This window comes from Stenotrophomonas sp. YJH_SMC_36, assembly GCF_059369935.1.
Window position 1 is genome coordinate 350,545 of the sequence record NZ_JCAFTD010000006.1, and the last position, 14,140, is coordinate 364,684.

General features: G+C 65.4%; 13 protein-coding genes. 8 read left to right on the top strand and 5 right to left on the bottom strand.

What is annotated here, in order from left to right:
- Positions 1-37: 37 nt before the first annotated feature.
- Positions 38-1,948 (top strand): CocE/NonD family hydrolase, encoded by a 1,911-nt coding sequence (locus tag AC5P76_RS13780; RefSeq protein WP_197571321.1) that lies wholly within the window; start codon positions 38-40, stop codon positions 1,946-1,948.
- A gap of 95 nt (positions 1,949-2,043) precedes the next feature.
- Here the strand turns inward: AC5P76_RS13780 and AC5P76_RS13785 are convergent, their stop codons facing one another.
- Entirely contained in the window at positions 2,044-3,135 is a 1,092-nt protein-coding gene (locus AC5P76_RS13785) for an alkene reductase (protein WP_193396816.1), read from the bottom strand.
- 172 nt (positions 3,136-3,307) lie between these two features.
- Here AC5P76_RS13785 and AC5P76_RS13790 point away from each other — a divergent pair, with 172 nt between their 5' ends.
- From AC5P76_RS13790 to AC5P76_RS13820, 7 genes are all read left to right on the top strand, one after another.
- The gene (locus AC5P76_RS13790; protein WP_197571319.1) at positions 3,308-4,066 is read left to right on the top strand and encodes an SDR family NAD(P)-dependent oxidoreductase; all 759 of its coding nucleotides are present in this window, start codon (positions 3,308-3,310) and stop codon (positions 4,064-4,066) included.
- 127 nt (positions 4,067-4,193) lie between these two features.
- Entirely contained in the window at positions 4,194-4,643 is a 450-nt protein-coding gene (locus tag AC5P76_RS13795; RefSeq protein ID WP_053517640.1) for an MgtC/SapB family protein, read from the top strand.
- A 214-nt stretch (positions 4,644-4,857) separates the two neighbouring features.
- A complete protein-coding gene (gene lldP, locus AC5P76_RS13800) occupies positions 4,858-6,516 on the top strand; it encodes an L-lactate permease (RefSeq protein WP_346475975.1) in 1,659 nt (552 codons plus the stop codon).
- A gap of 71 nt (positions 6,517-6,587) precedes the next feature.
- The gene (gene lldR / locus AC5P76_RS13805) at positions 6,588-7,352 is read left to right on the top strand and encodes a transcriptional regulator LldR (protein ID WP_053517636.1); all 765 of its coding nucleotides are present in this window, start codon (positions 6,588-6,590) and stop codon (positions 7,350-7,352) included.
- 4 nt (positions 7,353-7,356) lie between these two features.
- Positions 7,357-8,496: an FMN-dependent L-lactate dehydrogenase LldD gene (lldD, locus tag AC5P76_RS13810; RefSeq protein ID WP_346475974.1), complete on the top strand. Its 1,140-nt coding sequence runs from the start codon at positions 7,357-7,359 to the stop codon at positions 8,494-8,496.
- Positions 8,493-10,193, top strand: coding sequence for a D-lactate dehydrogenase (gene dld, locus AC5P76_RS13815; protein WP_164151859.1), 1,701 nt, complete (start codon positions 8,493-8,495; stop codon positions 10,191-10,193). The genes lldD and dld overlap by 4 nt, the downstream gene beginning before the upstream one ends.
- Before the next feature lie 111 nt (positions 10,194-10,304).
- Positions 10,305-11,189 carry a hypothetical protein gene (locus tag AC5P76_RS13820; protein ID WP_253120189.1) on the top strand — a complete coding sequence of 295 codons (885 nt, stop codon included), beginning with the start codon at positions 10,305-10,307 and terminating at the stop codon, positions 11,187-11,189.
- A gap of 116 nt (positions 11,190-11,305) precedes the next feature.
- Here the strand turns inward: AC5P76_RS13820 and AC5P76_RS13825 are convergent, their stop codons facing one another.
- From AC5P76_RS13825 to AC5P76_RS13840, 4 genes are all read right to left on the bottom strand, one after another.
- Entirely contained in the window at positions 11,306-11,611 is a 306-nt protein-coding gene (locus AC5P76_RS13825) for an I78 family peptidase inhibitor (protein ID WP_053517630.1), read from the bottom strand.
- 225 nt (positions 11,612-11,836) lie between these two features.
- Positions 11,837-12,406, bottom strand: coding sequence for a hypothetical protein (locus AC5P76_RS13830; protein ID WP_495222779.1), 570 nt, complete (start codon positions 12,404-12,406; stop codon positions 11,837-11,839).
- The gene (locus tag AC5P76_RS13835) at positions 12,403-13,062 is read right to left on the bottom strand and encodes a M949_RS01915 family surface polysaccharide biosynthesis protein (RefSeq protein ID WP_429000977.1); all 660 of its coding nucleotides are present in this window, start codon (positions 13,060-13,062) and stop codon (positions 12,403-12,405) included. Before AC5P76_RS13835 ends, AC5P76_RS13830 begins: the two co-directional genes overlap by 4 nt.
- Complete coding sequence (locus tag AC5P76_RS13840) at positions 13,062-14,081, bottom strand: hypothetical protein (RefSeq protein WP_253120197.1); 1,020 nt, start codon at positions 14,079-14,081, stop codon at positions 13,062-13,064. The genes AC5P76_RS13835 and AC5P76_RS13840 overlap by 1 nt, the downstream gene beginning before the upstream one ends.
- Positions 14,082-14,140 lie beyond the last annotated feature (59 nt).

A 14,140-nucleotide genomic window follows, 5' to 3' on the forward strand; every position in this document is an offset into this window, starting at 1 on the left:
AGTAGGCTTGGAACTTTCCCGCCGGAAGGGGTTGTCCATGCGTGTGCGTGCCGTTGCAGTAGCCATCGCCCTTTGCCTGTCCAGCAGCGTGCTGGCTGCCGATACTCCGCCGATGACCCCGGACATCAGCGGCAAGCCTTTCGTTGCCCCGGATGTGGGGCGCGACTACGACAAGCGCGTGGTGATGGTGCCGATGCGTGATGGCACCAGGCTGTATACGGTGATCGTGGTGCCCAAGGGCGCCCGCAACGCGCCGATCCTGCTGACCCGCACGCCCTACGATGCTGCCGGCCGCGCCAACCGCAGTGACTCGCCACGCATGCGTGACCTGCTGCCACAGGGCGACGAGGTGTTCGTCGACAGCGGTTACATCCGCGTATTCCAGGACATCCGTGGCAAGTACGGCTCCGAAGGCGATTACGTGATGACCCGGCCGCTGCGTGGGCCGTTGAACAACACCAAGGTGGATCACTCCACCGACGCCTGGGACACCATCGACTGGCTGGTGAAGCACGTGCCCGAGAGCAACGGCAAGGTCGGCATGCTGGGCTCGTCCTATGAAGGTTTCACCGTGGTGATGGCGTTGACCGATCCGCATCCGGCGTTGAAGGTGGCGGCACCACAGAGCCCGATGGTCGATGGCTGGATGGGCGACGACTGGCTCAACTACGGTGCCTTCCGCCAGGTCAACTTCAACTACTTCGCGATGCAGACCGAGAAGCGCGGCAAGGGCACGCCGCTGCCGAGCCTGGGCTATGACGACTACAGCACGTTCCTGCGCATCGGTTCGGCTGGCGACTACGCCCGTTTCACCGGCGTGGACCAGCTGACCTGGTGGAAGAAGCTGGTCGAGCACCCGGCGTATGACGCCTTCTGGCAGGGCCAGGCGCTGGATGCGGTGATGGCCAAGACGCCGTTGAAGGTGCCGACCCTGTGGTTGCAGGGCCTGTGGGACCAGGAGGACATGTGGGGTGCCAACCACGCCTACCAGGCGATGGAAGGGCGCGATAGCGGCAACGACCGCAACTATCTGGTGATGGGGCCATGGCGGCACAGCCAGGTGAACTACAGCGCCAGCGAACTGGGCGCGCTGAAGTTCGACGGCGATACCGCGCTGCAGTTCCGCCGCGATGTGCTCAAGCCGTTCTTCGACCAGTACCTGGTGGACGGCGCGCCGAAGGCGGACACACCGCCGGTGCTGATCTACAACACCGGTGAAAACCACTGGGATCGCCTGAAGGGCTGGCCGCGCAGCTGCGACCAGGGGTGCGCCGCCAGCAGCAAACCGCTTTATCTGCGTGCCGGCGGCAAGCTGGCGTTCCAGGCGCCGGCGGCGGGCGAGGGCGACTTCGAGGAATACGTGTCCGACCCGGCCAAGCCGGTGCCGTTCGTACCGCGCCCGGTGCGCTTCGGTGACCGCGACATGTGGACGACCTGGCTGGTCAAGGATCAGCGCTTCGTCGATGGCCGACCTGACGTGCTGACCTTCATCACCGAACCGCTGGCCGCGCCACTGCGCATCGGCGGCGCGCCGGTAGTGCACCTGCAGGCGTCCACCAGCGGCACCGACAGCGACTGGGTGGTGAAGCTGATCGATGTGTATCCGGACCAGGAGGCCTCGGCGCCGGAGATGGGCGGCTATGAGCTGCCGGTGTCACTGGCGATCTTCCGTGGCCGCTACCGCGAAAGCTTCAGCGATCCGAAGCCGCTGGCGGCGAACCAGGTGCTGCCCTACCGCTTCGACCTGCCCAACGCCAACCACACCTTCCAGAAGGGGCACCGGGTCATGGTGCAGGTGCAGTCGAGCCTGTTCCCGCTGTATGACCGCAACCCGCAGACCTATGTGCCGAACATCTACCTGGCCAAGCCGGGCGACTACCAGAAGGCCACGCAGCGGGTCTGGCACAGCGCGGCGCAGGCCAGCTACATCGATCTGCCGGTGTACTGAAACGGGGCGGGCAACGCCGGGCCTGGCCCGGCGCCACCTTCCATGGGCAACGCCGGGCCATGCCCGGTCGCGGTGGACCGGGCATGCAGCCGTCGTCAGGCATCCAGTGCCGGGTAGTCGATGTAGCCGTGTTCGCCACCGCCATACAACGTGGCCGGGTCGAGCTCGGCCAACGGCGCACCGCTGCGCAGTCGCGCGACCAGATCCGGGTTGGCAATGAAGGGCCGACCAAACGCGATCATGTCGGCATAGCCGCTGGCAAGGGCCTGCCCGGCACGCTCAGCGTCGTATCCGTTGTTGGCGATCCAGGCACCACGGAAGCGTGCGCGCAGCGCAGGGTAGTCGAACGGGATGTTGTCCCGATCGCCACCGGTTGCACCTTCGATGACATGGATGAAGGCCAGTCCGTCGATCGTGTCCAGGCGCTCCACTGCAAGGTTGAACAGCGGTTGCGGGTTGCTGTCATGGGCATCATTGACCGGCGTGACCGGTGACAGGCGCACGCCGGTGCGGCCGGCGCCGATTGCTTCGGCGACCGCGCTGACCACCTCGAACAGCAGCCGCGTACGGTTCTCGATGCTTCCACCGTAGGCATCGTCCCGATGGTTGCTGCCATCGCGCAGGAACTGGTCGATCAGGTAGCCGTTGGCTGCATGTACCTCGACGCCATCGAAGCCTGCGGCAATGGCATTGCGCGCGGCGATGCGGTAATCCTCGATCAGTTGCGGGATCTCCTCCAGCGCCAATGCGCGCGGCGCGGACACATCCTCGAATCCATTGGCGGTGAAGGTCTTGCCGTTGGCGCGGAGGGCGCTGGGTGCCACCGGCACTTCGCCTTCCGGCAGCAGGCTGGTGTGGGAGATGCGACCCACATGCCACAGCTGCAGCACGATGCGGCCACCTTCGGCGTGTACCGCGTCGGTGATGGATTTCCACGCAGCGACCTGCTCGGCGCTGTAGATGCCCGGCGTATCAAGGTAGCCCTGGCCCAGAGGACTGATCTGGGTGGCTTCTGCAATGATCAGGCCGGCACTGGCACGTTGGCGGTAATAGGTGATCGCCAGTGGAGAAGGGACGCGGTCGGGCAGGGCGCGGTTGCGCGTCAGCGGTGCCATGGCGATGCGGTTCGCAGCAGCGATGTCACCCAGGTGAGTGGGCGTGAACAGCAGGGCGTCAGCGGGATTCATTGGAGTTTCCACAGCAGGGGAGGGTGAGGTCGAGCATACGGTCGAACGCGTTGCAGCGATGGGAAGGTTCGTTGCAGCGCCTGGAAGTGGCGCGGCCGTAACACGGCGGGGCGTACCGTGGGTCGCGGGTGGACGCGTGTCCACATCGATTCCCGATAGATGGAGAACACAGATGATCGACTATCAGCTCGGCGGCAAGACGGCGATCGTGACCGGTGGCGTTTCCGGCATCGGCCTGGCCGTGGCCGAACTGCTGGCAGCGTCCGGTGCTGCGGTGTCAGTGTGGGACCTGAAGCAGGACGCGGTGGACGCCACCGTGGAAGCGCTGGCCCGGCGTGGCAGCCGCGCCATCGGCATCGCCTTGGATGTCACGGATGAGGCTGCCGTGGAGGCGGCGGTGCAGCGCACAGTGAGGGAGCTGGGCGGGGTGCACGTCGCGGTCAACAACGCCGGCATCAGCGGTCCGGCGGCGAGCAGCGGCGACTATCCCGTCGATGGCTGGAAGCGGGTGGTCGATGTGAATCTGACCAGTGTATTCCTGTGCCAGCGTGCGCAGATCCAGGCCATGCGCGCGGCCGGGAAGGGCGGGAGCATCATCAACATGGCCTCGATCCTGGGCCAGGTGGGCTATGCCGGTTCGACCGCGTACGTGGCAGCCAAGCATGGTGTGGTCGGCCTGACGCAGACTGCAGCGTGGGAGCATGCCGCCGATGGCATCCGTGTCAATGCGGTGGGGCCGGGCTTCATCGCCACGCCGCTGCTGGAGAAGATGGATCCGAAGGTGCGCGCCACGCTGGAAGACCGCCACGCGTTGAAGCGGCTGGGCAAGGCCGAGGAAGTGGCGGCGCTGGTCGCCTGGCTGGCCAGCGACGATGCCTCGTTCGCGACAGGCACCTATTACGCGATCGATGGCGGTTATCTGGCGCAGTGATGCGGTGACCGCAGGGACGGTGGTGCCGGGCATGGCCCGGCGCTACCGGGTGAACGGGCCGTGGTGCGGCCTTCACCGCGATCCGACGGCTGACGCGCAACGCTCCGGGAAACTCCCGGAGACGTCGATGGAACTCAACCAGGATGTATCGATCCTGCTGCGCGTGGCCGCCGCGATGCTGTTCGGTGGCGTGCTCGGTATCGAGCGCGAGATGGGCAAGCATGCGGCGGGCCTGCGCACGCACATGATGATTGCCGGCGCCGCAGCGCTCATCGTGGGGCTCGGCGATTCCGTGGCCGAGCATTTCCAGCAGGAGCGCTACCGCGACCTGCTGCAGGTCGACCCGGTGCGCCTGATCGAAGCGGTGGTGGCCTGCGTCGGCTTCGTTGCCGCAGGCACCATCCTGCGTGGCAGCCGCGAGGACCAGGTCAGCGGGCTGACCACGGCCAGTTCGCTGGTGATGGCCGCCGCCATCGGGATTGCGGTGGGCATCGGCAAGTACGTCATTGCCCTTGGCGTGAGCGTGCTGTGCCTGCTGGTGCTGGCGGTGATGCGACGGCTGGCGGACAGGCTCTAGCGGGGCAGCCCCTTCCAGCTTCTGTCATGCGGCGCTTTATTGGTAATACCAATATGCCCGGTAACTCTATGGTCTAATAGGCTCTTCGTCGAAATGGCGGTTCAATCCGCTTCAAGTGGTCCGATGAATCTGATTATTGGTAATACCAATAATCGTGACCACGGCGTCCCACCGCATGCGGTGGGGAAACATTCCGCCCCCGTCGAGAGCCTCCATGCAGCCCTGGCAACACCTGTACGACCCCGCCGGCAACCTGTGGTTGTCCAGCCTGATCGCGCTGCTGCCGATCGCGTTCTTCTTCGTTGCCCTGGCCGTGCTGCGCATGAAAGGCTGGCTGGCCGGCACGATCACCGTGGCCATCGCACTGGCCGTGGCCCTGCTGTTCTACCGCATGCCGCTGACCCAGGCGTTGGGCGCGGCCGGCTTCGGTTTCGTCTACGGGCTGTGGCCGATCGCCTGGATCATCATCGGCGCGGTGTTCCTGTACAAGGTCTCGGTCAAGACCGGGCAGTTCGACATCATCCGCGCTTCGATCCTGTCGGTGACCGAAGACCAGCGCCTGCAGATGCTGATGGTCGGCTTCGCCTTCGGTGCTTTCCTGGAAGGCGCGGCGGGGTTTGGCGCGCCGGTGGCGATCACCGCAGCGCTGCTGGTCGGGCTGGGCTTCAAGCCGCTGTATGCAGCGGGCCTGTGCCTGATCGTCAATACCGCGCCGGTGGCATTCGGTGCGATGGGCATTCCGATCATCGTGGCGGGACAGGTCACCGGCCTGGATGCCTTCGAGATCGGCCAGATGGCCGGTCGCCAGCTGCCGTTCCTGACCATCATCGTGCTGTTCTGGATCATGGCGATCATGGATGGCTGGCGTGGCGTCAGGGAAACCTGGCCGGCGGTGCTGGTGGCCGGCGGGTCGTTCGCCATTGCCCAGTACCTGACCTCCAACTTCATCGGGCCGGAGCTGCCGGACATCACCGCGTCGCTGGCGTCGCTGGTGTGCCTGACCCTGTTCCTGCGCCGCTGGAAGCCGGTACGGATCTTCCGCTTCGATACCGAAACCAGCGCCGAGGCGGCCGCCCAGGCGCTGGAAGCGCCGCGCTACAGCGTTGGCCAGATCGCCAAGGCCTGGTCGCCGTTCCTGATCCTTACCGCGATGGTCACGCTGTGGAGCATCAAGCCGTTCAAGTCGCTGTTCGCGGCGGGTGGCCCGCTGGAAAGCTGGGTGCTGAAGATCCCGGTGCCGGGCCTGGACCAGATGGTGCAGAAGATGCCACCGATCGTGCCTGCGCCGTTGAGCTACGAGGCGGTCTATAAATTCGACGCGTTCTCGGCCACCGGCACGTCGATCATCCTCGCCGCAGTGATTGCCATCCTCGCCCTGCGCATGCCGGCCAAGGCGGCGCTGCAGACCTTCGGCGAGACCGTGCGCGAGCTGCGCACACCGATCTATTCGATCGGCATGGTGCTGGCCTTCGCCTTCATCGCCAACTATTCGGGCCTGTCGGCCACGCTGGCGCTGGCGCTGGCCCACACCGGCAAGGCATTCACCTTCTTCTCGCCGTTCCTGGGCTGGCTGGGCGTGTTCCTGACCGGCTCGGACACGTCCTCCAACGCGCTGTTTTCGGCCTTGCAGGCCACCACTGCGCAGCAGATCGGCGTGTCCGAGGTGCTGCTGGTGGCGGCCAACACCACCGGCGGCGTCACCGGCAAGATGATCTCGCCGCAGTCGATTGCCATCGCCTGCGCCGCGGTCGGCCTGGCCGGCAAGGAATCGGACCTGTTCCGCTTCACTGTCAAGCACAGTCTGATCTTCACCGTGATGGTCGGCCTGATCACCACCGCGCAGGCGTACTGGCTGACCTGGATGATTCCCTGAGCCATGCAGCCGACGACCTATCCGCGCAGCATGGGCCGCACCTGCCAGGCGCTTCGGGCCACAATGGCGCCATGAGCACGCAACGGATTTCAGACAAGGTGGCCGCGCAGCTGCGTGGTCTGGTGCAGGAGCGGCAGCTGCAGCCGGGTGACCGGCTTCCGGCCGAGCGCGCGCTGGCGGTGCAGCTGGGTGTCTCGCGCACGGCGCTGCGCGAGGCCATCGCGCAGTTGTCCAGCCAGGGCCTGCTGAGCGCACGCGTGGGCGGCGGCACCTACGTGGCGGAGCCGGCCACGCGCGCGCGGCAGGCGCTGGATGAACCCCTGGCTCCGTACCTGCCGTTGTTCCAGGGCGACCCGGAATACCGCTTCGACGTGCTGGAGATCCGTCACGCGCTGGAAGGAGCGACGGCCTGGCATGCAGCGCTGCGTGCCACCGATGAGGATCGGGCGCGCATCGCCCAGGCCTTCCAGACCATGATGGATGCGCATGGCAAGGATGATCCTTCAGGCGAGGCGGAGGCCGATGCGGCCTTCCACCTGTCCATCGCCGAAGCGTCGCACAACCTGGTGCTGCTGCAGGTGATGCGTGGCCTGTTCGATCTGCTGCAGACCAACATCTCGCAGAGCCGCGAGAAACTCTATACCTCGGCGAGGACCTTCTCGCCGTTGTCCGACCAGCACCGCGAGATGATGGATGCGGTGCTGGCCGGTGATCCGGAGCGCGCGCGCGCCGCCGCGCATGCCCACCTCGAGTTCGTGCACACCACGCTGCGCACGCTCGACGACAACGAAGCCCGGCGCGCGCGGGCCTCGCGCCTGCCTTCCCCACACGGTTGACCCCATGATCATCTCCGCCTCCACCGATTACCGCGCCGCAGCCAAACGCCGGCTGCCGCCGTTCCTGTTCCACTACATCGATGGCGGCGCCTATGCCGAGCACACGCTGAAGCGCAACGTTTCGGATCTGTCCGACATCGCACTGCGCCAGCGCATCCTGCGCAACATGTCCGACCTGAGCCTGGAGACCGAGCTGTTCGGCGAGACGCTTGCGATGCCGGTGGCACTGGCGCCGGTCGGCCTCACCGGCATGTATGCACGCCGCGGTGAAGTGCAGGCGGCGCGGGCAGCTGACAGCCGCGGCATTCCGTTCACCCTGTCCACCGTGTCGGTGTGCCCGATCGAGGAAGTGGCCCCGGCGATCCAGCGGGCGATGTGGTTCCAGCTGTACGTGCTGCGCGATCGCGGCTTCATGCGCAACGCCCTGGAGCGCGCCCAGGCGGCGGGCGTTACGACGCTGGTATTCACCGTGGACATGCCGGTACCGGGTGCGCGCTATCGAGACGCGCACTCCGGCATGAGCGGTCCGAATGCTCCGCTGCGCCGCATCGGCCAGGCCATCACCCATCCGCGCTGGGCCTGGGACGTGGGTCTGTTCGGACGTCCGCACGATCTCGGCAACATCTCCACCTATCGCGGCAACCCCACCGGGCTGGAGGACTATATCGGCTGGCTGGGCAGCAACTTCGATCCATCCATTTCGTGGAAGGACCTGGAATGGATCCGCGAGTTCTGGAAGGGACCGATGGTGATCAAGGGCATCCTCGACCCGGAAGACGCACGCGACGCGGTTGCATTCGGTGCCGACGGCATCGTGGTCTCCAATCACGGGGGGCGCCAGCTCGATGGTGTGCTGTCCACCGCACGCGCGCTGCCGGCCATCGCTGACGCGGTACAGGGCGACCTGAAGATCCTCGCCGATTCCGGCATCCGCACCGGACTGGACGTGGTGCGCATGCTGGCGCTGGGCGCTGACACCGTGCTGCTGGGGCGGGCCTTCGTCTATGCGCTCGCGGCGCAGGGTGAGGCCGGCGTGGCCAACTTGCTGGACCTGATCGCCAGGGAGATGCGCGTGGCAATGACGCTGACCGGCGCACACCGCATTACCGACATCGGCCGAGATTCACTGGTGCGGCTGCCATGACTGGCCACGGGGCCATGCTGTCGCAGCTGCGTGCTGCTGTCGGCAGCCGCCATGTGCTGACCCGCGACAAGGCGACCCGCCGCTTCCGCCGGGGCTATCGCTTCGGCGACGGCGCGGTGCTGGCCGTGGTGCGTCCGGGCACGTTGCTGGAATTGTGGCGTGTGCTCCAGGCGGCTGTGCAGGGTGGGGCAGCGATCATCCTGCAGGCCGCCAATACCGGCCTGACCGGCGGCTCGACCCCGGATGGCAATGATTATGGGCGCCCGGTCGTGCTGGTCAGCACCCTGCGCTTGACCGGCATCCAGTTGTTGAACGAGGGCCGCCAGGTGGTGTGTCTGCCGGGCGCCACCCTGGACCGGCTGGAGCAGACGCTGGCGCCGCTGGGGCGCGAGCCGCATTCGGTGATCGGCTCGTCCTGCATCGGCGCCTCGGTGCTGGGCGGCATCTGCAACAACTCCGGCGGTGCGCTGGTGCGGCGTGGCCCCGCTTATACCGAGCTGGCGCTATATGCGCAGGTTGATGCGCAGGGCCGGTTGCAGCTGGTCAACCACCTGGGCATCGCGCTGGGCGATACGCCCGAGCAGATCCTGCAGCGCTTGCAGGCCGGTGACTACGATGCCGCCGATGTCAGCGACGGCGACGGCCGTTCCGCGTCCGACCCGCGCTACGCCGACGAGGTGCGCAGGGTCGATGCCGATACACCGGCGCGCTTCAATGCCGATCCCGGTCGTCACTACGAAGCGGCGGGTTCAGCCGGCAAACTGGCGGTGTTCGCGGTGCGCCTGGATACGTTTGAGAAGGAGCCCGCCGAGGTCTTTTACATCGGCAGTAACCGTACCGGGAGTTTCACCGCCATCCGCCGCCAACTGCTGACCGGCTTCGATCGCCTGCCGATCGCCGGTGAGTACATCCACCGAGACGCCTACGATATCGGCGAGCGCTATGGAAAGGACACATTCCTGCTGATCGACCGGCTCGGGACCGCACGGGTGCCCGCGGCATTCGCACTGAAGAGCAGGGTTGACGGCTGGTTCGAGCGGCTGGGCCTGCGCGGCGTGACCGACCGGGTAATGCAGGTGCTGACCGGCCTGTTGCCCTCGCACCTGCCCCAGCGCATGGGCGAGTTCCGGCAGCGTTACGAGCATCATCTGCTGCTGAAGGTCTCCGCACAGGATGCAGCCGAGACCGAGGCCTGGTTGCAGCAATTCTTCGCCGAGCACGAAGGCGGCTATTTCCACTGCACGGCCGAAGAAGGGCGCAAGGCCTTCCTGCATCGTTTTGCCGTGGCCGGTGCTGCAGTGCGCTATCGCGAGGTGCATCGCCAACAGGTGCAGGACATCGTCGCGCTCGACATCGCATTGCGTCGCGACGACGCAGACTGGTTCGAGCAGCTGCCCGCCGCCATCGAAAGTCGCCTGCTGCACAAACTGTACTACGGCCACTTCCTGTGCCACGTGTTCCACCAGGACTACATCGCACGCAAGGGCGAAGATCCGATGGCGATCGAGCACGCGATGTGGGCACTGCTCGACCGGCGCGGGGCCGAGTATCCGGCCGAGCACAACGTTGGCCACCTGTACCCGGCCAAGCCGGCGCTGGCTGGGTTCTACCGACAGTTGGACCCGAGCAACACCTTCAACCCGGGCATCGGGCAGACTTCGAAGGCCAAGGGCTGGGGTGGCTGCGACTGCGGATGATGTAGAGCCGAGCCCGTGCTCGGCTGCACTTCCCGGCAGGCAGCAGTCGAGCATGGCTCGACTCTACCCGGGCAACGGTTACCATCGGAATTCCAGCCGCAGGAGCCGCCCATGCCCCCCATCGTTGTCCGCACGACCGTGTGTGCTGCACTGCTGGCCGCCCCGATCCTGGTGTTGGCGCAGGGCTCGATCCTGCCACAGCAGCGCGATGCCGCCGGCAATGTGATGGAGCCGCTGGGGCACGTGCTGATCACCCCGGAGGCAGGCCCGGCAGGACTTTATGAGTGCACCCAGGACGGCAACTGGTGTGTACGCGTGCAACCGGTGGCCGAAGAGGGGAAGCGGCCCACCGTGCTGGAAGTGCTTGAGAAGGTGCCGGGCCAGGGCAAGCCAAATAGCTACCACGTCCGCATTGACGTGCCGCAGGAAAGCGAACTGAAGCTGTGGCCGTGGATCGTACGCCTGGCACCCGGTGTCGGCGCGGATGAGGACGTGATTGACCCGCAGCCGCGTGCCCGCCAGAACGTACTGGTAGGCGCCACGGTCACCTTCAGCATGATGTACTCCGGCGGTGGTGCAGACGCATCGACGCTGCAGCTGGCACGCGTGCGCCACCTGCAGGATGGCGTCCAGGTGGACGATGATGTGCTGACCGTGCCGTGGGTGGGCAACGCGATGATCCGTGCCTGCTTCAGCGAGCAGGACATCAGGCAGCGTGCCGGTGCCTGCCACGATGAGTATGGATTCTCGGCAAAGCTGGGGCTGGATCCGGCAGTGCAGGGCATGCCGGTGCTTCGTTACCAGACGGTGGCGACCCGCTTCCCCGCAGGTGCATCGCGTTTCGGGGATTCGCTGGCGAAGGGGCCGTTGAAGACGAAGGACCTGCGCACCGAGCAGGATCCCGCGTGCAGCTATTCGCGTCTTTTCCGTTTCAGTGAGGGCCGTTTTCACCCCGACCAGCCACTGCCGGATTGTGCGGGCTATACCGAACCCTGAGCCCTGTCACGCTGGCCCATGCCCGACGCGCGTTCTGTGTAGAGCCGAGCCCACGCTCGGCTGCTGTTCAGTGGCAGCCGAGCGTGGGCTCGGCTCTACAGAAGCCCGCGCGGTGGTTACTCGCAGCGGGCTGCGGTGATGATGTTGTCCTTGTCCATGTAGACGCGCAGGCGATCCGGACGGATATCCTTGGTGGTAATCGTGGTCGGGCCGATCGGGTTGACCAGGCCGGCGCCGCTCTCACGCGACAGGCGACGCATGTTCTCCTCATTGCCCGGCTGGCCGATTGCCCAGCCAAGCTGGCTGGCGTCGCAGCGGCCGGTGCCCTTCACCTCCGGCCCGGGCGTACTCACACAGGCGGCGAGCAGCATCGGCGTGGCGACTGCGGCCAGTGCAAGGCCGACGGAACGGAAACGGGTCATGAGCGGCGCTCCTGCGAGATGGTGGCGCCACCATAGCACCCTGCCCGTGGCGACGGCATGCGTTGGATCAAAGGAGGGGGCTCGGGAGCACAGGCACTGACGAGGTTGGCGCGTCCTGGCCGTGACCCTTCACGCCTGCGGAGCGCATGGAGCGCGTCTGCACGTTGCGAGTCAACCCAGCATTGTCCTGGCATTCGGCCTATCGGTTTCGCGTCGCATCTGTCGCTATTCACTGCAGACCTGGATCAGGTCAATGCCGGCTGGACCGCGATAGCGCATCGTCGCCGGGTCGAACTGCAGCTGGATCTTCCCGGTACGGATGGTGTCATTCTGCCCAGTCGGACAGTCCCGTGTCGCGTCCAGTGCTGGCCAGGCAGCATGCGGCGCGACAGGGGCCGTCAATGTCGTGAACCTGCCCTCCAACAGACGGATATAGGTTCCATCCGCACACTGGGCAAGGATCAGTTTATCGGCGACATCGACATCGCCGTAGCTGCTGCCGAAGTAGGTGAGGATCGCGTCCTCGCGCCCGTCGTTGTTGAGATCGGGCGTGTCGTTCAAGAAGGTCTTTCCCTGCTGACCGCTGTATGGGCAGTCCTCGTCATTCCCCGGTGGACATGCACTGACGCGCTTCCCCTCCACCGGTACCAGTTCGATCCTGTCATCGATGGCGCTTGCACACGCGCGTTGCAGCGAGCCGGACGGCGGAGTGCGCGCGATGGCGAAGTCCGCGGCAGCGGAGAGCACCAGCAGCAGGAGAGCCTGATGCTGGCGCTGGCATCGTGACGACGTCACGGTGAGCTTCCGCGCTTGATCGCCTCCCACACCTTGTCTACGTGCGCGCGAAGCACGGGCGCAGCCGAAGCCAGCGCGGGATCGTCCTGCCGGTCGCCGCCGAAGGGTTCATCGCCTTCCACCTCCACCAGCGATTCACCACGTACTTCGTAATACTGCTCGCCCTGGCGAAGCCCAATGCGCAGCTGCTGCGGATCGACGCCGCCGCCGCAGAAGCTGTGGCTGGCCAGCGTCAACTCGGCGCGGCCATCCTTGTCCAGGTCCGTTGCAGTCACCTGGTCCAGGAAGTAGCCGGCCTCCAGATCCAGACCTTCGCATTGAACCGGATCTTCCACGCTCCACCGCGAGGCCCAAGGAGCCGCTTGTCCGGCGCGCCGGAACAGCTCCGCACGCAACGTGATCTGATCCATCGCCTCTTCATCGCCCTGCGCCGGCACTGTCTGCTCGCTGCGCGAAAGAAGCAGCAGGCCCGGCCCGTCGATGTCCTCGAATGCCACCTTTTTCAGCAACGTGCCTGTGTAAAGACGCGTCAGCTCCGCACGGGAAACATCAGCGGATATTTTGAGCGCTGGTGGCACCGTCGGTGCAGCACATCCAACAGAACCCACTACGAGAACAGCAAGCATTGCAGGCTGTCGTTTCCCGAACAGTTGCATCACTTTCGGTGCTCCATAGGATGCGTCTGATTCCATCGGATACTCCCCTCGAGATCAGGTGCGGGTCGGGCTACGGGATGTGCTGCGACGCGATCCGTACGGCAACCCCGTTCATCCGTGCCCGTGTAGCTGCCGTCGATGTCCTCGAATTCATCGGCGATGGGTTCGACGAAATACCATTCACAGTCCTGCTGATCGAACGACTCACCCGCGATCACTGACGGTGCCACATTCACCAGATCGGCCTGGACATCGGACCAGCCATAGGGATCCAGGTGCCGGTTTGCATCGAGGAAGCGATAGAAGGCTTCGGTATCCTCCCACATGCGTTCTCGACCGATCTGGCTCAGAACGGCCCGTCCAACATCGTTGAGGGTCATGGCGGGGCAGAGTTCTCCGTACCCACCGGTCCACGCAAACTGAAGTGAAGCCATGGGATCGTCTTTGGCGACGTAGATACCGGTGCGCGGAGGAACCTGATGGGTTCGCACGACAAAATCTGTACGGACACGGAATTTTGGAACTCGATGTGAGTCGATGACACCCTTGTTCCATAACAACCAGAATGAAAAGTCGTTCTTGACGGGGGGGCGTGCAACTAGCCCAGAGAGTTCACGGGCATAACTGAATACTCGTTCTGCGGTCTCGCGGAACAGCCTTTCCTGTTCCGGCGTAGCCCAGGCCATCTGGTATGCGTACTCCTCCAGCATACGAGCGCATTGGTGCTCGCCGGCCACACGGTACTGCTCGATTGAGCGCAGTGCTATGTCCTTGATGATGCCTTCACGAAACTCCATGAGTGCCGGGTAGGCGTACGTCGAGAAGTGTGAGGCCGTATTTTGGGAGCTCCAACCTGCCAACGCTCTGCCGGCCGTATCCAGATGCGAGCGCTCCTCAAGCATCTGGTCGGTCAGTGCCAGCAGGCTGTCGATCTGTGGTAACAGTGCCTTCAGGTACTCCATCGAGGTGAAATGATGGATGAGGGCAGCCTGCCGCTTGTGCCAGGGATTCAGTTCCATAGGGCGGGCATGCTTCCGATCGGGCAGTTCCAGAAAGAGCAGGGCGCGGGATGAGGTGT

Coding starts and splice junctions, on each gene's coding strand:
- AC5P76_RS13820 (WP_253120189.1), top strand. CDS start 10,305: ATGCCCCCCATCGTTGTCCGCACGACCGTGTGTGCTGCACTGCTGGCC.
- lldD (WP_346475974.1), top strand. CDS start 7,357: ATGATCATCTCCGCCTCCACCGATTACCGCGCCGCAGCCAAACGCCGG.
- AC5P76_RS13835 (WP_429000977.1), bottom strand. CDS start 13,062: ATGCAACTGTTCGGGAAACGACAGCCTGCAATGCTTGCTGTTCTCGTA.
- AC5P76_RS13785 (WP_193396816.1), bottom strand. CDS start 3,135: ATGAATCCCGCTGACGCCCTGCTGTTCACGCCCACTCACCTGGGTGAC.
- AC5P76_RS13790 (WP_197571319.1), top strand. CDS start 3,308: ATGATCGACTATCAGCTCGGCGGCAAGACGGCGATCGTGACCGGTGGC.
- lldR (WP_053517636.1), top strand. CDS start 6,588: ATGAGCACGCAACGGATTTCAGACAAGGTGGCCGCGCAGCTGCGTGGT.
- AC5P76_RS13780 (WP_197571321.1), top strand. CDS start 38: ATGCGTGTGCGTGCCGTTGCAGTAGCCATCGCCCTTTGCCTGTCCAGC.
- AC5P76_RS13825 (WP_053517630.1), bottom strand. CDS start 11,611: ATGACCCGTTTCCGTTCCGTCGGCCTTGCACTGGCCGCAGTCGCCACG.
- AC5P76_RS13795 (WP_053517640.1), top strand. CDS start 4,194: ATGGAACTCAACCAGGATGTATCGATCCTGCTGCGCGTGGCCGCCGCG.
- AC5P76_RS13840 (WP_253120197.1), bottom strand. CDS start 14,081: ATGGAACTGAATCCCTGGCACAAGCGGCAGGCTGCCCTCATCCATCAT.
- dld (WP_164151859.1), top strand. CDS start 8,493: ATGACTGGCCACGGGGCCATGCTGTCGCAGCTGCGTGCTGCTGTCGGC.
- lldP (WP_346475975.1), top strand. CDS start 4,858: ATGCAGCCCTGGCAACACCTGTACGACCCCGCCGGCAACCTGTGGTTG.